Genomic DNA, 19,054 nt, shown 5'->3' with positions numbered 1-19,054 from the left:
TCTACCCCAGGGCCGGTGCTAGAATGGGGCCATGCCAGATGGGGACGCGGGCAACCGCCTCTCGGAGCGGTTGGAGAAGCTGGAGGGGATCGTGGAGGCCACTTTGAGGGTCCTCCCTCCCCTGGTGAACGACCTCTCTCGCCGCATAGACGAGCTCCGAGAGGAGGTGAAAGGGGAGCTTAGGGCCCTGGAGGGCCGGATCCGGGGGGTGGAGGTCAGGCTGGCAGGCCAGATCCAGCAGGTGGAGTCCAGGCTGGAAGAGCGCGTCCAGCAGGTAGAGCAAAAGCTGGAAGGCCAAATCCAAGGGGTGGAGGCCCGGCTAGAAAAGGGCATCCAGCAGGCGGAGACTGGGCTCCAGAGCTGGATTCGGGAGGTGGAATCCAAGCTAGAGGCCCGCATCCAGCAGGTGGAGGGCAGGCTTGAAGAGCGCATCCAGCAGGTGGAAGCCGGGCTCGGGGGCCGAATCCAAGAGGTGGAGTCCAAGCTGGAAGTCCGTATCCAACAGGTAGAGACCAAGCTAGAAGGGTGCATCCAAGGTCTGGAGTCCCAGGTCCAGGCCCTACGCCAGGAGATCAAAGAGGAGGTCAACACCGCCTTCAACAAGGCCATGCTCCTCTTCACCGCCATCGGGGTGGTGCTGGCCCTCCTGTCCCTCTTGCGCTAGCGTTGCAGCACTTCAACCCCTCTGAGGAAAAGGTTCCGGTCCTCAGGCGGGCGGTAGAGGTCGTTGACGAAGGCCAGGGCCAAGGGCGCCCGCCCCTCCACCTGCACCACCACCTCCTTAATCCCCAGGATCTCCCCCTGAAAGAGGACCTTTCCCCCTTCCGCCACCACCGCCCAAGGCCCCCGCCCTTCCGCTGGGGTACCCTCCAGCCTCAGGACCACCCGCCCCCTTTGGCAGATGGGAAGCTCCACCGCCCCGTTGGCCCAAAGCTCCGCCCGCTCCGGGATCGGCCCTGGCTGGCAGGGGGCCTCTGGGAGGGGCCTGAGGGGGAAGGCCCTCTCTAAGGCGAAAAGGCTTGCCCCTAAGGCGAAGAGGAGGAAAACCCCTTCCCAAGCCCTCACCGTTCCACCTCCCCCGCCACCTCAAACAGGAAGCGTTCCCCTAGGCGGTGATGGGTGAAGAGGAGAACCCGGATGCGGTAGCGCCCTGGGGGGAGGTCCTGGAGGCTGAAATGGATGGGCCTTCCCGCGTCCCACACCCACCCCACCCTGCGGCAGCCCTCCCCACAGGCCCAGACCTGGGCCCGGTACCCCTCGGCCCCCTCCAGGGCCACCACCCCGCCCTCCCGGCCAAGGGCGGCGTAGCGCAGGGCAGGCGGGGGAGGCTCAGGCCGGGTGGCCAGGTAGAGGAAGGGGAGGGTCCAGAGGAGGACCACCCCCCCCGCGGCGAGGCCTAGGCCCTTGGGGGTCCTTCCCCGGGCCAGGGCCATCCCCCCTAGGAGGAAGAAGATCTCCCCGCGCAATGGGCTTGGGACGGAGAAGGGGTTGTCCACCGCGCCCATGGCCAGGAAGGCCAGGAGGAGGCTAAAGAGGAGGCCATCCCCTAGGCTTGCTACGAGGAAAGCCCCCACAAGGAGGGCGAGGCCCAAGGCACCCAAGAGCCCGCTTTCCCCCAGGGCTTGGAGGAGGTGGTTGTGGGCGAAGGTCCAAAACCCCCCAAAGGGCTTAAGCCACTCCGGGCAGGAAAGCCCCTTGGCCTCGAGGAGGGGGAAGAGGAAGCAGGAGGGGAAGAGCACCTCCCCAATCCGCTCCCCCAGGAGGTACGGCCCCACCCCTGTCCAGGGGTGGGCGCGGAAGGCCTCGTAGGCGGCGAGCCACACCCCTTCCCGCCCGGAAAGGCCTGTCTGGAAAAACCTCTCCGTGGCCAGGTTTTCCAGGGTGAAGGCGAGGAGGAGGAGGCCCATCCCAACCCCCAGGGCGAGGAGGGAACGCTTGCGGAAGGGAAGCCCCCCCAAGGCCCCTAGGAAGAGGCCCAGCATCCCCCCCCGGCTTCCCGAAAGCAGGAGGACCGCCCCGCCCAAGGTCCCGAGGAGAAGCCGGAAGGGGAGGGGGTAGGGGAGGTGGAGTGCGAGGAAAACACCCAAGGCCCCCATGAGCCCTAGCCCCACGGGGCTATGGAAGGGGTGGGCCAGGCGCTGGTGGGCTGCGCCTTCCCCGTACGCCAGAAAGGAGGCCAGGAACGCGCTCAGGTAGAGGAGAAAAAGCCCGTAGCCCAAGGGCTTGAGTCCGGTTTCCCTTAGGGCCACCCCTGCCCCCACCAGGCCCAGGACGTAGACCGCGCGCAGGAGGGCCAGGGGGAAGGCCAGGGGCTCGGGGGTAAGGAGAGCAGGGAGGAGGAGGCTTAGGGCGTAGAGGCCGAGAACCCCTAGGGCCCAGGGGGGAAGCCCCTTGAGCCGCCCCAGGAAGAGGGGGGCAAGGAGGGCAAGGGGGGGCACCAGGGGGGCTAGGGCGAGGGCCAGGCCGAGCACGGAGGGCACTATACCAAGGGAGGTCAGGGCCTGCCCCGTCCTTCTCTAAGACCGCTCTCAAGGGGAGGGGGTAGAGTTAGGGTCATGAGGGGTGCTGCCTTGGCCCTTTTCCTGAGCCTGGCCCTGGCGGCCCGTTTCGCCGCCTTCAGCGTGGAGCCTTACGGGCCCCAGCGGGTCAACCTGGACACCGGGGTCACCACCCTGCCCCAAGGGGGGGTGATCACCGATAACGAAAACGGCCTTCGCTTGAAAGGGATCTACATTGAGTACAAGGAGGGGGCCTTTATCCGGGCCCGCGGGGTGGAGCTCCTCTCGGAGAAGGAGACCTTCCGCGCCGAGGCCCTGGAGCACGATATCCCCAAGCAAGAGGCCCGCTTTACCGCCCTCCTTTTCACCAACGCCGATTTCAAGGAGGTGCGGGCGGAAAGGGCCCTGGCCCTCTTCGGGGAGGACATCGTGGTCCTCAAGGGTGGGGTGCGGGCCCAAAGCCCGGGCCTCGAGGCCGAGGCCCTGGTGGTGGACCTGAGAGGTCGGGAGGCCCTGGCCCTGGGGCGCTTTACCTACCGGGAGGGCCGGGCCACCCTAAAGGGCCAAGGGGCTTCGGCCAAGCTTTTCCTTCGCTTTGCCGGGGGCAAGGTCCAGGCCACCACCAAGCTCCCCGAAGGGGCCCGGCGCCTCGAGGCCTACGCCCGCCGCCTCCCATGACCCTTTACCGCCACATCCTGAAAGAAAGCCTCCCCCTTCTTTTCCTTTCCCTCCTCTTCCTCACCGCAGTCTACCTCTTCGGCTTCTTCTATGCGGGGGCCCGGTGGCTGGAGGGGGTGCCCCTTCTAAAGGTCCTTCGCTGGCTTTCCTACCACATCCCCGGGGTCCTGGTCCAGGTCTTTCCCATCGCCCTGGTGACCACCACCGTGTTGGTCTTCGGCAGGCTCTCTGCGGAAGGGGCCCAGTTCGCCCTCCTCTCCGGGGGGGTGCCCCTCTACCGGGCGGCGCTGCCCCTTCTCCTTGTGGGCGCGGTCCTTTCGGGGATGGCCCTGTACCTGCAGGAGGTGCTCGTCCCCTACTTCAACGAGCGGGTACGGGTGGCCTGGTGGGACGAGATCCACACCGAGGGGGCAGGCCTCCACCGCCTGGTGGGCTTGGAGATCCCCATCGGCAAGGGGAAGGCCCTCTACTTTGAGGCATTTGAATGGGAAAAGAAGGCCATGCGCAAGGTGCGCATCGTGGCCTTCCAGGGGGAGGAGGCCACCTTCCTCTTTGCTGAAAGGGGCTACTGGCAGGGCAAGGTCATCACCCTGGAGGACTACCGCTTCTACCGGGTGGACTTCCGGGCGGTGCCAGGGCTGGAAGGGGCAGAAGACCTCCTCGCCCAGGTGCGGAAGGTCTTCCGGGCGGTGAGCCAGGGGAAGGTCCTGGAGGTGGCGTCCGACCTTTCCCGGGCCCGGGCCATTGCCGACTACGCCGACACCTTCAGCTTCGGCCAGGATAGCCTCACGGAGGCCTTCCGGAAGATGCGAGACCCCTTCCTGGCCCCCCTGGAGCGCTTCCGGGCACGGCTGGAGTTCCACTCCAAGCTGGCCCTGCCCCTAGCCAACCTGGTCCTGGTCCTCCTGGCCGCGGCCATGGCCCTCCGCTACGGGCGGAGCACGGGGCTTGCCCTGGGCTTAAGCGTCCTCCTGGCCCTCGGCTACTACGGGGCTTTCTTCCTGGGCCGCTCCCTGGCGGGCATTGGGGCCCTGCCCCCCGAGCTTGGGGCCTGGGGGGCGGACCTCCTCTTCCTCCTCCTCGGGCTTAGGGCCCTCCTGCGCTAGGCTCTGACCAGGGCCTCGGCCTCCTTGAGAAGGGCCCGCACCGCTTCCTCCGAGGTACCTTCCGCGTAGATGCGCACCACGGGCTCGGTGCCCGAGGGGCGGAAGAGGACCCAGGCCTCCTCGTAGATCCACTTCACCCCGTCCAGGTCCTCCACGCCCTTGGGGGTAAGGCCGGCTAGGGGCTTGGGTTCCCTAAGCCGCTCTAGGAGGCCCTCCGTGGGGATCCTGAGGTCCAGGCGATCGTAGGCGTGGGTGAGGCCGGTGAGGGCCTCCAGCTCGGCGAACTGCGTTCCCAGGTCCTTCCCCGTTTGGGCCACGCTCTCCAGGAGAAGGAGGGTGTTTAGGAGCCCATCCCGCTCCGGGAGGTGGCCCTTCACCCCAATCCCACCGGACTCCTCCCCCCCGATGAGGACGTCCTCCTCGAGGAAGGCCTCCGTGATCCACTTGAAGCCCACGGGGGTAGTGCGCACCCTAAGGCCCAGCTTCTCCCCTAGGCGGTCAATCAGCCAGGACACGGCGAAGTTCTTCACCACCAGGCCCCTTAGGCCCTTCCGGTGGAGGTGGTGGAGGAGGACGGCGAAGACCTGGTGGGGGTTGAAGAAGCGCCCTCCGGGGAGGACGGCGGCGATGCGGTCCGCGTCCCCGTCGGTGACCGCGGCGAAGGTGGGGGGCTCCTCGGGGCCTAGGACCGCGAGGAGGGTCTTTAGGTTCTTGGGCAGGGGCTCGGGGTTTACCCCGTAGAAGAGGGGGTGGGGGATGTTGTGGAGCTCCCGCACCTCCACCCCAAGCCCCACGTGGCGGAAGAAGGCGGATAGGAGGCTATCCCCCGCGCCCCCCATGGCGTCGTGGTAGAGGACGCCGGGGAAGCGGGCCAGGGCCTCGAGGTCCAAAAGGCCCTTCAGGTGGTCAAAGTAGGCCGGGCGGATCTCCAAGGGCTCGGGGGTGCCCCGGGCCTCCTCGGGGGTTTCAGGCACCAGGGCCTCCACCCGCTTCACCTCCTCCTCCAGGGCGCTGCCCCCATAGGGCCCTTTCAGCTTCACCCCCAGGTACTCGGGGGGGTTGTGGCTGGCGGTGAGCATGAGGCCCCCATCCGCCCCCAGGTGGCGCACCGCGAAGGAGAGCATGGGGGTGGGATGGGGGCCCTTCAAGAGGTAGGCCTTGAGGCCCATGCCCTGGAGGAGGCTTGCCGCCTCCTCGGCGAAGGCCCCGGCCTGGAAGCGGGTGTCGTACCCCACCACCACGCTCTTCCCGCCCTTTTCCAGGAGGTAGCGCCCATAGGCGGTGGCCACCCGGGCTAGGTTGTGGAAGGTGAAGTCCCGGGCGATGATCCCCCGCCAGCCGTCGGTGCCGAAGCGGATCTTCATACCTCAAAAGTTTAGCGAAGCGTGGCGCTGAAGGCCAGGCGTGGGCCCGTGGCCTCGCCGTACTGCCCCTTTAGGACGTTCTGGAAGCGGAGCTCGTAGGCGAGGCAGCCGTCGTAGTAGCGCAGGGTGAGGCCGTAGCGGCTCAGGGCCCCTTCCCCAAAGCCCACCTCGGGGGCGAGCCACAGGGCCTCGCAACAAGTCCGGTTGGGCAGGGGCATGGCGTAGCCCAGGCGCACCTCGGCGTAGCTCCCCCAGAAGAGCCCGGCCCGGAAGGCGCCCAGGCGGGGGTCCTCGTAGCCCCCTTCCAGGCGGTCCAGCCGGTTCCCCAAGGGGTTTTCCAGGGTGTAGCCCAGGCTTAGGCCGCCGTAGCGGGCCCTGAGGCTTAGGGTCTGGAACTCGTCCCGCTCCTCGTAGGCGTAGAGGGGGGTTTTCCCTAGGGGTTCGTACCGGCCCGCGTAAGCCCCCTCGAGGCCCAAGGGGCCTTCCTGGTAGGCCAGGGCCAGGCTTCCCCCAAAGGCGGCGTAGGCCTCCTTCTGGGGGTGGTAGAGGGCGAGGAGGAGGGAAGGGGCAAGGGTGAGGCGGAAGGGGCCTTCTTGGAGGGAGAAGCGGTGGTTCCCCTCTAGCCCCAGGGTCCACCCTTGGGCGCTTTGGGTTTCCGCGTAGCGGAGGAAGGGCCTAAGGGCGAGGTTCCCCAGGCGGAAGGTGGGGGCGTAGCGGGCCTCGAGGCGGGGGGTGGTCGCGTCTTCGGGGTAGGGGATGAAGCTTAGGAAGAGGTCTTCCCAAAAGGCCTGGATCCCTGCATCCAGGCCGGCTTGCAGCGTTGCCCCCACCCTCCCCTCCCGAAGCCCTACCCGTATCCCCCAGGTCTCCTTCTCCGACCGTAGGGCTAAGAGGGTGAACCGTAAGGGCCAGGCCCCCACCTCCTCCCCGGGGCGGGGAAGGGGGAGGTCCTCCACCCCCAGGGCCACCCCCCCGGCCTCCGAGGCGGAGAGGAGGAGGGGCACCTTCAGGTCGGGCCGCCGGTTGGCGTTGGCCCGGGCGTCCTCCAGGGGGATCTCCAGCCCGTATAGGCCCAGCCGGGCGTCGCCCTTAAGCTCCCCCGTGCCGGGGTCAAAGCGGGCCTCCCTCATCTCCAGGCGCACGTCCTCCCCGCAGGGGCAGGGGGTGGCGAGGAAGCCTTTGAGGAGGGCTTCTTCCTGCCGGAACACCGCCTCTTCCGCCCTTACCCGGTAGGCGGGGGTGGTGAGGAGGACCCCCTTCCCCTTGGGGGGGCTTTCCAAGACCACCTCCTCCACCTGGGCCACTAGGCGCCCTTTGCGGAGCCAGACCCCCCTTAACCCCTTGCCCTCCAGCCGTTCCGCCTCGAGGGCCCAGCCCTCGGCCTCCCCCTTGAGGCCTTCCCCCTGGAAGCCTTCCCCCTCCCGGTAGCGGAGGGCGGAGGTTTCCAGAAGGAGCCCTTCCCGCTCCAAGCAGGCCCGCCCCTCAAAGACCAGGGTCTCCCCGTCATAGGAGAGGTTTTCCCCGCCCAAAAGCCCGTCTTCTGTCTCCAGGGTGTAGGGCCTTTCCGCGCAGGGGCCCGCTAGGGCAAGCCCCAAAAGGAAGAGGGGAACCACCCAGCGCATGGGCCGCATTCTAAGGCCTCCACCCCGAGGGGTAGGCCCGGTGGGGCGGGGGTTTTGGGGCTTCCAGGTCCACCCGGAAAAGCCCCGTGAGGGTAAGCCTTCCCCCCGTACGCCCAAGCTCCCCTAGAGCCCGGTCCAGAAGGGTCCCCATCTCCAATAGGAAGCGGTCCTGCCTTTCCTTGGGCCCGGGCAGGGCCCCCGGGGTGAGGCAGGCGAGCTGTACTTCCAGGCAGCCCCGGTCCAGGAGCAGGGCCCCACCCCGGAAGTAGAGCCGCCAGCGCCCCAGGCCCACCCAGTACCCCCCTTTAAGATGCTCCCGGTACTGGACCACCAGGGCCTGCCACAGGGCCCGGGCTTCCTCCGTGCGGGGGCTTAGGGTGTAGCGCCAAGCCCCCGCCTCCCCAAGGATCTCCGTGCGGGTTTTGCTGAGGCGCCAGTCCCCCTGGGCTAGGGCTAGGGGGATAAGGAGGAAAAGGATCCAGCGCATGGAAACATTTTCCCCCTTCCGGGGTCCTGCTGTGCAAATGTGACCCCCTTTTCCCAGGCATTTGGTAACCTGGGAACCGTGGGCCGCTTTGGGGTCATTCTGGCTGGGGGCAAGGGGGAGAGGTTCTGGCCCCTTTCCACCCCCAAGCGCCCCAAGCCTTTCTTGCGGCTTTTTGGGGGCAAGAGCCTCCTCCAGGCCACGGGGGAGAGGCTCCTTGGGGTTTTCCCCGAGGAAAGGATCTACGTGGTGGTCCCTCCCCACTTAGTGCCCCTGGTGCGGGAGGAACTCCCTTGGTTAGGGGAGGATGGCCTCCTGGTGGAGCCCGAGCCCAAGGACACGGCTTTCGCGGTGGCCTTTGCCTTGAAGGCTCTCCCTGAGGGGACGGTGGCCTTTTTCCCTGCGGACCACTACGTGGGGGACGAGAGGGCCTTCCGGGAAGATCTCCGCCTTGCCCTAGAGGAGGCGGAAAGGCGGGACGGGCTTTTCCTCCTCGGGGTTCCTCCGGACCGGCCGGCCACGGGCTACGGGTACTTGGAGATGGGCGAGGCGGTGGGGGATAGGGTTTACCGGGTGGCCCGCTTCCTGGAGAAGCCGGACGGGGAGAGGGCGGAGGGGTTATACCGTTCGGGGCGGCATTTTTGGAACGCGGGGATTTTTGTGGGGCGGAAGGCGGTGTGGCGGGAGGAGTTTTCCCGCCATGCTCCTGCTATTTGGCGGGGGGAAGGGGAGGAGAACCTGGCCCTGGCGCGGCACGTGGGGGTGAACACCCGTGGGGCCATCCTCTACGCGCAAGGGGAGGAGCTCATCGTCACCCTTGGGCTACAGGACGTGGTCATCGTGCGGGAGGGGAAGGTGACCCTGGTGGCCCGGAAGGACCGGGTGGGGGAGCTCAAAAAGATTTTGCAACAGCTAAGGGAGAACCAGCTCAACTTCTGGGGGATGCTATGACGTGGGAAAAAAGCGCTAAAGATATGCTTGTTGAAAAGATTATGGACCATTCCGCTGTGGTGGGGGTAGTGGGATTGGGGTATGTGGGTCTTCCCTTTGCAGTGGAGAAGGCCAAGGTTGGATTTCGGGTTATTGGGATCGAGCAGAACCCCAGAAGGGCGGAGCGGGTAAGACGGGGTGAGAACTACATCCCCGATGTCCGGGATGAGGAGCTAAAGGAGCTGGTGTCTCAGGGACTCATAGTGGCGGAGACGGGTTTTGAGCGAGTCCCGGAGATGGACGTTATCGTGATCTGCGTGCCCACGCCCTTGACCCGAAATTTAACCCCGGATCTCCAGTATGTGGAAAGGGTGACCCGGGAAATCGCCAGGCACCTCCGCCCTGGGCAGCTGGTCAGCCTCGAGTCCACCACTTACCCCGGCACCACGGAGGAGGTCATGCTTCCCATCCTGGAAGGGAGTGGGCTGAAGGTGGAGCAGGATTTCTTCTTAGCTCATTCTCCCGAGAGGGTGGATCCGGGAAACAAGCGCTATACCACGAAGAACACCACCAAGGTGGTGGGAGGGGTGGGGCCTGAATCCTTGGAGGTGGCCGTGGCCTTTTACAGCCAGACCATAGAGCAGGTGGTCCCCGTTTCCAGCACCAAGGCTGCAGAGCTGGTCAAGGTTTTTGAGAACACCTTCCGCGCGGTGAACATTGCCCTGGTGAACGAGCTTGCTCTCCTATGTGACCGCATGGGGCTGAATGTGTGGGAGGTACTGGATGCTGCCTTCACCAAGCCCTTTGGGATCATGCCTTTCTACCCTGGGCCTGGGGTTGGAGGGCACTGCATCCCCGTGGACCCCCACTACCTGGAGTGGAAGGCCAAGGAGTACAACTTCAACACCCACTTCATTGCCCTGGCGGGGGAGATCAACCGCAAGATGCCCGAGTTTGTTCGGGAGAAGGCCCTTAGGGTCCTGAACGAGCTTGCGGTTCCTCCTTCCCGGGCCCGTATCTTGGTCCTGGGGGTGGCCTACAAGAAGGACATCGGGGACTACCGGGAAAGCCCGGCCATAGAGGTCATCCGCCTCCTTAAGAACGACGGTGCAGAAGTGGTCTACCACGATCCCTTTGTGCCTAGGTTTACCCACGGGGGGCTTGCCATGGAAAGCGTTCCCCTTACCCCCGAACGCCTTTCTTGGGCTGACCTGGTGCTCATTGCTACGGACCACTCCAGCCTGGATTACCCTTGGATCCTCCAACATGCCCGAAAGGTGCTGGACACCCGAGGGGTTACCCGGCACTTCAAAAGCAGTAAGGTGGTGCTCCTATGAAGCGCTTTGCCCTCATCGGAGTGGGGTACATCGCTCCCCGCCATCTAAAGGCGATTAAGGATACCGGAAACCTGCTCACCGCAGCCTTAGATCCTGGGGCTACGGCGGGGATTCTGGATAGTTACTTCCCCGAAGCAGCTTTCTTTACTGAGCCTGAAGTCTTTGAGGCCCACCTCGAGGACCACCCGGTGGACTGGGTGGCCATCGCGAGCCCCAACCACCTGCACGAGGCCCACATCCGCATGGCCTTACGCCAGGGGGCTCACGCCCTCTGCGAAAAACCCTTGGTGCTAGAGCCGGAAAGCCTAGACCGCCTGGAGGAGCTGGAAGGGCGGTACGGCCGGCGGGTCTACACGGTTCTCCAGCTCCGGGTCCACCCAGCCCTTCAGGCTTTAAAGGAAAAGCTCTCAGGCGAGGCCAAGGATGTGCTCCTCACTTACATCACTGGTCGGGGGCCTTGGTACCTAAAGAGCTGGAAGGGGGACCTGCGGAAGGGCGGAGGCCTTGCCACCAACATCGGCATCCACTTCTTTGACTTGCTCTACTGGTATTTTGGGAAAACCCTCTACCTCGAGGTCCATGTCCGCACCGACACGGTGGTGGCCGGATACCTGGAGCTGGAAAGGGCGCGGGTACGCTGGTTCCTCTCCATAGACCCAAGCTACGTCCCCGAAGCCCTAAGGGCCGAGGGATGGCGCACCTACCGTTCCATCGCCATAGAAGGCGAGGAGGTGGAGTTCTCTGAAGGCTTCACCGACCTGCACACCGAGGTCTACCGTAGGGCCCTTGCTGGAGAGGGGTTTGGCTTAGAAGTGGCCCGCGAGCCCATCTGCACCACTGCCCTGATTCGCAAGGCGGAGATCAGCCCGCCCCCCACCCATCGCGCACATCCCTTGCTCCGGAGGTGACTTCCATGGATTACTTTAAGCACGAGAGCGCCTATGTGGATGAAGGAGCTAAGATAGGCCGAGGCACCCGCATTTGGCACTTTTGCCACATCATGGCTGGGGCCGAGATTGGGGAGGACTGCACCCTCGGCCAAAACGTCTTCGTGGCCAAGGGAGTGCAGGTGGGCCGGGGGTGCAAGATCCAGAACAATGTTTCCCTATACGAGGGGGTGGTTTTGGAAGACCATGTTTTTGTAGGCCCCAGTGCGGTTTTCACGAATGTCCGCACCCCCAGGGCGGCCTTCCCTAGGAACCGGAGCGAGGACTACTTGAGGACTCTAGTCAAGCGGGGAGCCACCATTGGGGCCAACGCCACCATTGTCTGCGGGGTTACCATAGGGGAGTGGGCCTTTGTGGCTGCAGGTGCGGTAGTTACTGAGGATATTCCGCCCTATGCCTTGGTGGCCGGGGTGCCTGCTCGGGTGATGGGGTTTGCTTGCGAATGCGGGGTACCCTTGCGATTTGAGGGTGTGGGGGCCACCTGCGCTGCTTGTGGGCGGGTTTATATTAGGGAGGGCGAGCTTGGCGTGCGCCGGGTGGAATGAACCATGGAGCGGACACCGATACCCATGTTGGATCTTAGACCCGAGGTGAATGAGCTCTGGGGCGAGCTTCAGGGGGCTATAGCTCGGGTCCTCCGCTCAGGGCAGTTCATCTTAGGTCCCGAGGTGGAGGCTTTTGAGGCCGAGGTGGCCTGCTATCTCGGGGTAAAACATGCCATAGGGGTCAACTCCGGGACGGATGCCTTGGTCATCGCCCTAAGGGCCCTAGGTATAGGACCAGGAGACGAGGTGATCACCACCCCCTTTACCTTCTTCGCCACCGCCGAGGCCATCAGCCTGGTGGGGGCAACCCCAGTCTTTGTGGACATTGACCCCAGGGCCTATAACCTGAACCCCGAACTCATAGAGCCCGCCATCACTCCTCGCACCCGGGCCATCCTGCCAGTCCACCTCTATGGCCAAGCGGCGGACATGAACCCCATCCTTGCCTTGGCCGAAAAGTACGGTCTTAAGGTGCTAGAGGACGTGGCCCAGGCTTTTGGCGGGGAGTACAAGGGGAGGAAGCTCGGCACCCTGGGCCATGCGGGTGCTTTTTCCTTCTTTCCTTCCAAAAACCTCGGGGCTTATGGGGACGGGGGGCTTATTGCTACGAACGACGATGAGGTGGCCGAACGAGCCCGTATGCTCCGGGCTCACGGCTCCAAAAGGAAGTACTACAACGAGGTTTTGGGCTATAATTCCCGCCTAGATGCGCTTCAAGCTGCTATCCTTCGGGTAAAGCTACCGTATGTGGACCGTTGGAACGAGGCCCGCCGCCAGGTGGCCCGGGCCTACCATGAGCTTCTGGGAGACATCCCCGGCCTTCTTCTCCCCTATGAGGCCCCCTACGCCAAGCACGTCTACCACCAGTACACGGTGCGGGTTTTGGGGGGTAGGCGAGATGAGGTACGGATGAGGCTTCGGGAGATGGGCATTGAGACCATGGTGTATTACCCAACTCCCCTTCATAAGCTACCCGTATACACTTATCTTGGTTACAGTTTGCCTGAGGCCGAGAAAATTGCTTCAGAGGTTCTTTCGCTGCCTATGTCGCCTTGGCTTTCTGAGGGAACCTTGTGGCATTTGGAGACGGTTTTTAAGAAAGTTCTGTTGGGATGAAACTCCTCAACTTTTGGCCTAAGGAATTCTCTTATCGTTTGAGAGGGGCTTTTCTGCAAGTGGTGGCTTCTACAGCATTGAATAATTTGGTGAGCTTCATTACTCAAGCTCTGGCTGCGCGCATTCTGGGCCCAGAGAGTTTTGGTGTATTTTCGCTATCTTTGTCTTTGGCTATGTTTGTAGGCACGATTGGCGATGCAGGATTGGGTTTGACTACTATTCGTTTCTTTGGGGAAAGGGATACTGCTGAGTCCAAGGAGAGATTTTTAAACGCTATTCTTCTACTGCGGATTTTTGTTTTTCTTATTCTCTTTTTGCTATCTGCACCCATCGGCTGGTTAATCTCGCGCGTTTTGGGAGTGGAAGGGTTGAGTTGGCTCATTGTGAGTTCGGCTATCATAACAGGAGGTTTAGTAACATTGTGGATACATCTACAGTCCGTTCTCAGATCTCGCCAGAACTTTAGAGCTTTTTCTTCCACCATGGCACTTTACTCCATTTTGCGGCTCCTTGCCATTTCCCTGTTGCTTCTTTTTAAGAGCAATTCACCGTTGACTTGGCTAGTGGTTACTTATATACTCCCCTTGGCTCTAGCCCTGGTGTTTAGCCTGGGTAGAGGATCAAAGAGGATACAAAAAGTCAGGGTGTCACGGTTGTTTCGGGAAGATTTGTCTATTGTAAGGTCTGCCCTAAAATATACCCAATGGGTAGCCTTGTCAAGCCTCAGCTATACCGCGATTCCCCATGCAGTTCAATTCCTCTTGGCGGTTCGGGGGTCAATAGAGGAAGTGGCTTATTTTGCGACAGGCTTGCTTTTTTCAATGGTTTTCTCCACATTAAATGTTTCTGTTCGCACCATTCTTTTCCCGCGGGTGGTCGGTTTAACAAAAAAGGACGAAGCTCTGGCTTATTTAGAGAAGTTGCGGAGTATTGTCCCATACTACGTCCTCTTCTCCTTACTCGTTGTTCTTTCCCTTTTTTCGGTTCAAGAGGTTCTCTTGGGCAAGGAGTATTTACGGGCCCAGGTGGTCTTTTTGGCCCTTTCCCTTGGCTTTATGGCGGTTATTTTCTTGGGTCTGGCTACAATGCTTATTCACACAATAAAAAGACCTGAAGTTGATGGATTTGTTAACCTGGTCCGCTTGATCCTAGCCTCGATTCTCGTATATATTCTTGCTCCCGAATTTGGTGCCCTCGGAGCTGCCGTTGTGTATATGGGAATCATCATAGGAGGTGAGATATGGATGCTTTGGTACGTAAGGAGACAGCTAGCCCAGTGACTGGGCTGGAGAAAGCGCTCTGGTTTTTGCTCCTTCTTCTTGCGTTTAGCCTGCCTTTCGATGGGTACAATTTGTTTGGGTTCGGAAGTATCTTTCGCTACATTACCCCGGTTGTTCTTTTGATCTTCCTATGTCTCGTTGTCTTGAATGCCAAAGCGAGTAAAAGGTTCTTTTCCAACCTCTTTTCCCCCATCTCTGTTGCCTTGCTTCTGTTTGTTGCATGGTCTGGGACAACATCTTGCTGGGCACCCAACACTGAATGGGCCTTAGAAAGAGTCTTTACATATTTAGGTTTGTTGGGGGTCACTTTTGCCATTTCTATCTTGTCCGTGAGATTCTTGGTAAGATTTTGGCTTGCCTTATTGCTTGGTGTGGTGGTTTCTTTGCCCTTAGGATTTCTGCTACCCCACCCCAACCCTTGGTTAGTTGAGTCAGGCCGCTTTTCAAGTGGAGGAAAAGATCCTAACGATTATGCCAATCTGGCTTTAATCGGGTTCTTGGTGGTGTATTTTGGTGCCATGGATTACCTGCCAAAAGTCAGCAGATTGGTTATCCATTTAATTGGTGGACTCTCTCTTCTGGTCGTACCTCTTTCCGGATCGAGAACGGCTTTGCTGAATGCGGCTTTTAACTTGACCTTGGGGTTGATTGGGCAAGGTGTCCGCGGTTTTCTGATATTGCTTATGATTTTTTCGCTTGTCCTAGGAAGTCTTTTTGTGTTGCGTGAGTCCCAGTTCGCTACCGCTTTTATGGAGAGAATTTCAACAATAGGTAACATTTTGGACGAAGGCACCTGGGCTGGTCGCGTGGATATTTGGAGGGCAGCGTGGGCTGTTTTCACCTCTTATCCCCTGACGGGCGTAGGTGTAGCTAATTTTGCTTGGATTTCTCCGCAGTACTCGCAGGCTGCAGCTCAAATCACCTTCTTTAGAGAGGATGGTGGTGGGGGAGTAGCCCACAATAGCTTTTTGTCCGTTATGGCTGAAACTGGGATAGCTGGTCTTACGTTGTTTGTCTTAGTTCAGCTGACTGTCTTTCTGCATTTGCTTCGCATCCGGCGCCGGTATCCCTTGGCCAGGGGGCTCTTGCTGGGGCTTTTGGCGTATTGGGTGGCCAGCTTAACCCTCACTTGGGAGTATGTAAAGGTGCCCTTCTTCTTGTATGGATCAAGCTTAGCCTTGAAGGAGGTGCGAAACCAATGAGACTGCGCGTTCTGCACGTTATCCCTGATTTAGGCCCTGGTGGTGCAGAAAGGTTGCTTGTAGACTTGATGGGGGCTATGGATAAGGAACGCTTTGAGGTCGTAGCTGTGAGCCTCTACCCTTCGAGGGGTACACTTCTGGAAAAAGAGGCGGAGCGAAAAGCACTGAAGGTCTTTTTTCTTCGCAAACGAAAGGGGCTAGACCCAAAAGTGATGCTCCAACTTTTCCGATTAATCCTAGACTATAGACCGCATGTTATCCATACCCATCTCTATACTTTAGGCTACGCCCTTTTGCCCACCCTTCTTGGGAACATTCCTGTCCGAGTTCACACCATTCATACCATTGCTCAGAGAGAAGTAAATGCCCTGGGCAAAAGAGTGCACGGCCTTGCTTTTGGGAAGCTGGGTGTTGTGCCCGTAAGTATTTCCTTGGCCGTGGCGGAAACAGTAAAAAGGGTTTATGGCCTTGACCTTGATACGCCTGTGATTTATAACGGTATTCCCACCAATCGTTTTTTGGATGCGAGGTTGCCGCCACGTGGGGAAGAGAAGTTAAGATTGCTTCATGTGGCTCGTTTCGCGCCCCCAAAGAATCATCTTGTTCTACTAGAGGGATTTGCTACTGCTCTTGATGAGTATTCTTCCATGGAGCTCTGGCTAGTGGGAGATGGACCTCTTAGAAGGGAGGTGGAAAGGCAGATCAGCCTAAGAGGGCTCCAAGAGCATGTAAAATGTTTGGGATTGCGCCAAGATGTTCCTGAACTCATGGGCCAGGTGGATACGGTCGTCTTATCGTCTGACTGGGAAGGAGCTCCTTTGGTTGTCTTGGAAGCCATGGCCTCGGGGCGGCCTGTGATTGCTACGGCTGTAGGAGGGGTGCCCGAACTGATAGAGGACGGGGTCCATGGGTTTTTGGTGCCTCCTCGTAATCCGAAAGCCTTTGCCGAGGCCATCCTTCGCCTGGCTCGCAACCCTTTGCTTGTTAGGCAAATGGGCCAGGAAGGACGCAAACGTGCATTGGAGCGCTTTGATATAACTCAAACCGCGAAAGCATATGGCGAGCTCTATATAAACCTCTTCAGAGCAAGGAGGGTTGTTAGTGGTGCTTAATGGGAAGCGTTCTACAGAGGTGATCCCCCGATGAGATTGATGTATGTTACCTCTTCGTTCCCTTTTGGAGCGGGTGAGGGGTTTCTCTATCCTGAAGTGGAGGAGCTTCTGCGCCGTGGAGTTGAACTCTGGATTGTTCCGATGTACCCTCGAGGGGCGCCAACTCATACTGAAGCCGGGCGCCTGTTAAAGCGAACGTTGAGTGAACCCCTGTTGTCTTGGGAAATAGTCAAAGGGACCTTGAAAGCTTTTTGGCGTGCGCCCAGGAGAGCCTCTGAAGCCCTCCTCTTGCTCATAACTCCTCGCCCAAGGCACCTTTTAAAGAATCTGCTAGTTTATCCTAAGGGACTGTGGCTAGGACTTCTTGCATTGGAGTATAAGGTGGACCACATTCACGTTCATTGGGCCGCTACGACAGCTAGTATGGCCATGGTGGCTAGCGCGATATCCGGAATTCCTTGGAGTATAACCGCGCACCGATGGGACATTGTAGAGAATAACCTTTTACGACGAAAAGCGGAGAGAGCTTGCTTTTTCAGATGCATATCGGAAAAAACGCTAGAAATGGCTAGAGAGCGAGGGGTGCCATTAGAGCGTGCCCTTGTTCTCCATATGGGAGTACGCCTTCCAGGGCAGACTTCATTTGAAATAAGTCCCGAAAAGCTCCCTTCTCGTCACGATAAATTTGTGGTGCTTTGCCCAGCTTCCTTTATTGAGGTGAAGGGACATCGCTATCTGCTGGAAGCTTTAAGGTTGTTGCCCCCTCAGATAGAACTTTGGCTTGCTGGAGAAGGGGAGCTAAAACCTACCATAGAGCGGCAAGTGAAGGATTTGGGGCTTAGGGACCAGGTTCGCTTCTTGGGGTTCTTGCCTCGTGACCAACTCCTGGCTTTATACCAGGAAGGCAAGGTGGATCTTGTAGTACTACCTAGTGTGGATTTGGGGGCTGGCCTTAATGAAGGAATACCCGTTTCCCTAATAGAAGCCATGAGTTGTGGGATTCCTGTGGTATCCACGGCTACGGGGGGCATACCCGAACTCCTGCGGGGGGGAGCTGGGGTTCTAGTGCCCCCCAAGGACCCCTACGCGTTAGCTGAGGCGATAGACACTCTTTACAGGGGCAGGATTGCTGCTGCCTCTTTAGCTGAGGCGGGTAGAGCACGTGTGGAGGTGGAGTTTAATGTAGAGGATGTGGTAGAAAGGCTTTTAGAGCTGTGGCGGAGGTGCGTGTGAAGAACATGGGGAAGAAAGTGTGGATCGTAAACCAGTATGCGATCCCACCGGAACAAGCGGGGGGTACACGTCACTTTTCTCTAGCCAAAAAGCTAAACGAAAGGGGCCACGAAGTTACAATTATCGCCTCCAGCTTTGACCATGTTACTCGGCGAGAAACGCGCCTCAAAAAAGGGGAGCTATATAGAGCGGAAACCATAGACGGTGTTCGCTTTTTGTGGATACGTACCCCTCCGTATAGGGGAAACAGTTGGGCTCGAGTTTGGAATATGAATGTATTTGCCTACCGTGTCTGGCGTATTCCAAATACACTTCTTCAGAAGCCAGATGTGGTTGTGGGGTCTAGCCCTCATCTTTGGGCAGCTTTAGCTGCGGAGCGTTTGGCCACTCGCTTTGGTGTTCCCTTTGTCTTTGAGGTGCGTGATTTATGGCCCCAAACCCTTATTGATTTGGGAGCTTTTTCAGCACGCCATCCCTTTGTTCTGCTCCTGGAAAAAATGGAGTGGTATTTATATCAAAGAGCTTCCCGAATTGTAACACTTTTGCCTAAAGCTTCAGAACATATCTGCGCCAAGGGAGGTGACCCAAATCGTATAACATGGATTTCTAATGGTGTAGACCTGGAAATGGTTCCTCCTCCAACTCCTCCTCAGCCCAAAGGGGTGTGTACGGTCATGTACGCGGGTACCCACGGGTTTGCCAATGGCCTCCACATCCTCTTAGAGGCCATTTCCTATCTGGAGCAGGAGGGTTGGGGCGACAAAATACACTTTAGGTTTGTAGGAGATGGTCCTGAAAAGGCCAGATTGAAGGAGAAAAGCAAGCAGCTTGGTTTAAGGAGCATATCTTTTGAAGACCCCGTTCCCAAGAATAGGGTGTACACGCTTCTTTCAGAGGCGGATGTACTTGCTATGGTTTTTCTAAAATCCCCTTTATACCGCTGGGGTATAAGTCCTAATAAAATCTTTGACTATCTTGCGGTGGCTCGTCCTGTAGTATTGGCTGTAGATGCTCCTCTTAACCCCGTAGAAGAATCCGGAGCGGGGTTAGTGGTTTCTCCAGATCCTGTAGCCATAGCTAAAGCTATCCGTCAAATGGCTCTTATGTCTCCCGAAGAACGCTGGGCTATAGGATTAAAGGGTAGACGATACGTGGAGGTACACTATTCGTGGAGCTGCCTCGCGGAAAAATATGAAGCATTAATTGGCGAAGTCTTAGGGGGAGAATAAGGAATCCTTCCGATCCTTTCCCCTAACATCCCCCTGGCCACCAGTGGAACAGGGTATAGCTCCGAATCAGCTCCCTCTGGGCCTGCAAGTAGGCGCACCTGGACTCCACCCTCGCCCAAAGCTCCTCCTCCCTCCCCACCCGCCCATTGGCCACCACCGCATCCACCAACGGCCATACCCGCTCCACTGAGCCGCGCCCCTAGATTTGGACATCCTTAGCCTCCTCTTGATGTGATCCGACCCTTCAGCCTTTCCAACTCCGCCTCCATCACCTCCTGCGGTGTCCTGTACCCCAGCCCCGTGTGCAAGCGGCTCTCCCCGTAGTACCGGACCCGCTCCGCAATCACCCCCCTCAGCTCCTCCAGAGTCTT

General features: G+C 59.7%; 18 protein-coding genes. 13 read left to right on the top strand and 5 right to left on the bottom strand.

Features of this window, described 5'->3' with window-relative positions:
- Positions 1-31 precede the first annotated feature (31 nt).
- Positions 32-664 carry an ATP-binding protein gene (locus tag WKI94_RS06305; protein WP_337844921.1) on the top strand — a complete coding sequence of 211 codons (633 nt, stop codon included), beginning with the start codon at positions 32-34 and terminating at the stop codon, positions 662-664.
- Here WKI94_RS06305 and WKI94_RS06300 read toward each other — a convergent pair.
- Both WKI94_RS06300 and WKI94_RS06295 read right to left on the bottom strand, forming a co-directional pair.
- Positions 661-1,065 carry a hypothetical protein gene (locus WKI94_RS06300; protein ID WP_337844920.1) on the bottom strand — a complete coding sequence of 135 codons (405 nt, stop codon included), beginning with the start codon at positions 1,063-1,065 and terminating at the stop codon, positions 661-663. The genes WKI94_RS06305 and WKI94_RS06300 overlap by 4 nt on opposite strands.
- The gene (locus WKI94_RS06295) at positions 1,062-2,471 is read right to left on the bottom strand and encodes an O-antigen ligase family protein (RefSeq protein WP_337844919.1); all 1,410 of its coding nucleotides are present in this window, start codon (positions 2,469-2,471) and stop codon (positions 1,062-1,064) included. Before WKI94_RS06295 ends, WKI94_RS06300 begins: the two co-directional genes overlap by 4 nt.
- 84 nt (positions 2,472-2,555) lie before the next feature.
- On the opposite strand from WKI94_RS06295, the gene WKI94_RS06290 reads away from it, so the two are divergent.
- Positions 2,556-3,176 carry a hypothetical protein gene (locus tag WKI94_RS06290; RefSeq protein ID WP_337844918.1) on the top strand — a complete coding sequence of 207 codons (621 nt, stop codon included), beginning with the start codon at positions 2,556-2,558 and terminating at the stop codon, positions 3,174-3,176.
- Positions 3,173-4,282, top strand: a complete 1,110-nt coding sequence (locus WKI94_RS06285; protein ID WP_337844917.1) for an LptF/LptG family permease — start codon at positions 3,173-3,175, stop codon at positions 4,280-4,282. The genes WKI94_RS06290 and WKI94_RS06285 overlap by 4 nt, the downstream gene beginning before the upstream one ends.
- Here the strand turns inward: WKI94_RS06285 and WKI94_RS06280 are convergent.
- The 3 genes from WKI94_RS06280 to WKI94_RS06270 are packed head-to-tail and all read right to left on the bottom strand — an operon-like array spanning position 4,279 to position 7,755.
- Positions 4,279-5,646 carry a phosphoglucomutase gene (locus WKI94_RS06280; RefSeq protein WP_337844916.1) on the bottom strand — a complete coding sequence of 456 codons (1,368 nt, stop codon included), beginning with the start codon at positions 5,644-5,646 and terminating at the stop codon, positions 4,279-4,281. The genes WKI94_RS06285 and WKI94_RS06280 overlap by 4 nt on opposite strands.
- A gap of 11 nt (positions 5,647-5,657) precedes the next feature.
- Entirely contained in the window at positions 5,658-7,268 is a 1,611-nt protein-coding gene (locus WKI94_RS06275; protein WP_337844915.1) for a hypothetical protein, read from the bottom strand.
- 10 nt (positions 7,269-7,278) lie between these two features.
- Positions 7,279-7,755, bottom strand: coding sequence for a hypothetical protein (locus WKI94_RS06270; protein ID WP_337844914.1), 477 nt, complete (start codon positions 7,753-7,755; stop codon positions 7,279-7,281).
- Positions 7,756-7,833: 78 nt separating this feature from the next.
- Between WKI94_RS06270 and WKI94_RS06265 the strand changes: the two genes are divergently transcribed.
- From WKI94_RS06265 to WKI94_RS06220, 10 genes are all read left to right on the top strand, one after another.
- Entirely contained in the window at positions 7,834-8,703 is an 870-nt protein-coding gene (locus tag WKI94_RS06265; RefSeq protein WP_337844913.1) for a sugar phosphate nucleotidyltransferase, read from the top strand.
- Between the two features lie 41 nt (positions 8,704-8,744).
- Entirely contained in the window at positions 8,745-10,019 is a 1,275-nt protein-coding gene (locus WKI94_RS06260; protein ID WP_337844912.1) for a nucleotide sugar dehydrogenase, read from the top strand.
- Positions 10,016-10,927, top strand: a complete 912-nt coding sequence (locus WKI94_RS06255; protein WP_337844911.1) for a Gfo/Idh/MocA family oxidoreductase — start codon at positions 10,016-10,018, stop codon at positions 10,925-10,927. The genes WKI94_RS06260 and WKI94_RS06255 overlap by 4 nt, the downstream gene beginning before the upstream one ends.
- Positions 10,928-10,932: 5 nt before the next feature.
- The gene (locus WKI94_RS06250; RefSeq protein WP_337844910.1) at positions 10,933-11,511 is read left to right on the top strand and encodes an acyltransferase; all 579 of its coding nucleotides are present in this window, start codon (positions 10,933-10,935) and stop codon (positions 11,509-11,511) included.
- A 24-nt stretch (positions 11,512-11,535) separates the two neighbouring features.
- Positions 11,536-12,627: a DegT/DnrJ/EryC1/StrS family aminotransferase gene (locus tag WKI94_RS06245; RefSeq protein ID WP_337844909.1), complete on the top strand. Its 1,092-nt coding sequence runs from the start codon at positions 11,536-11,538 to the stop codon at positions 12,625-12,627.
- A complete protein-coding gene (locus WKI94_RS06240) occupies positions 12,624-13,907 on the top strand; it encodes an oligosaccharide flippase family protein (protein ID WP_337844908.1) in 1,284 nt (427 codons plus the stop codon). The genes WKI94_RS06245 and WKI94_RS06240 overlap by 4 nt, the downstream gene beginning before the upstream one ends.
- Entirely contained in the window at positions 13,868-15,109 is a 1,242-nt protein-coding gene (locus WKI94_RS06235) for an O-antigen ligase family protein (RefSeq protein WP_337844907.1), read from the top strand. Before WKI94_RS06240 ends, WKI94_RS06235 begins: the two co-directional genes overlap by 40 nt.
- On the top strand, positions 15,106-16,221 hold the full coding sequence (locus tag WKI94_RS06230; RefSeq protein ID WP_337844906.1) for a glycosyltransferase: 1,116 nt from the start codon (positions 15,106-15,108) through the stop codon (positions 16,219-16,221). The genes WKI94_RS06235 and WKI94_RS06230 overlap by 4 nt, the downstream gene beginning before the upstream one ends.
- A 96-nt stretch (positions 16,222-16,317) precedes the next feature.
- The gene (locus tag WKI94_RS06225; protein ID WP_337844905.1) at positions 16,318-17,454 is read left to right on the top strand and encodes a glycosyltransferase; all 1,137 of its coding nucleotides are present in this window, start codon (positions 16,318-16,320) and stop codon (positions 17,452-17,454) included.
- 5 nt (positions 17,455-17,459) lie between these two features.
- Positions 17,460-18,683 (top strand): glycosyltransferase family 4 protein, encoded by a 1,224-nt coding sequence (locus tag WKI94_RS06220; protein ID WP_337844930.1) that lies wholly within the window; start codon positions 17,460-17,462, stop codon positions 18,681-18,683.
- Positions 18,684-19,054 lie beyond the last annotated feature (371 nt).

Origin of the sequence: Thermus sp., assembly GCF_037444525.1 — a bacterium.
Taxonomy (GTDB): Bacteria; Deinococcota; Deinococci; order Deinococcales; family Thermaceae; genus Thermus.
This window is presented reverse-complemented; position numbering and strand designations above follow the sequence as displayed.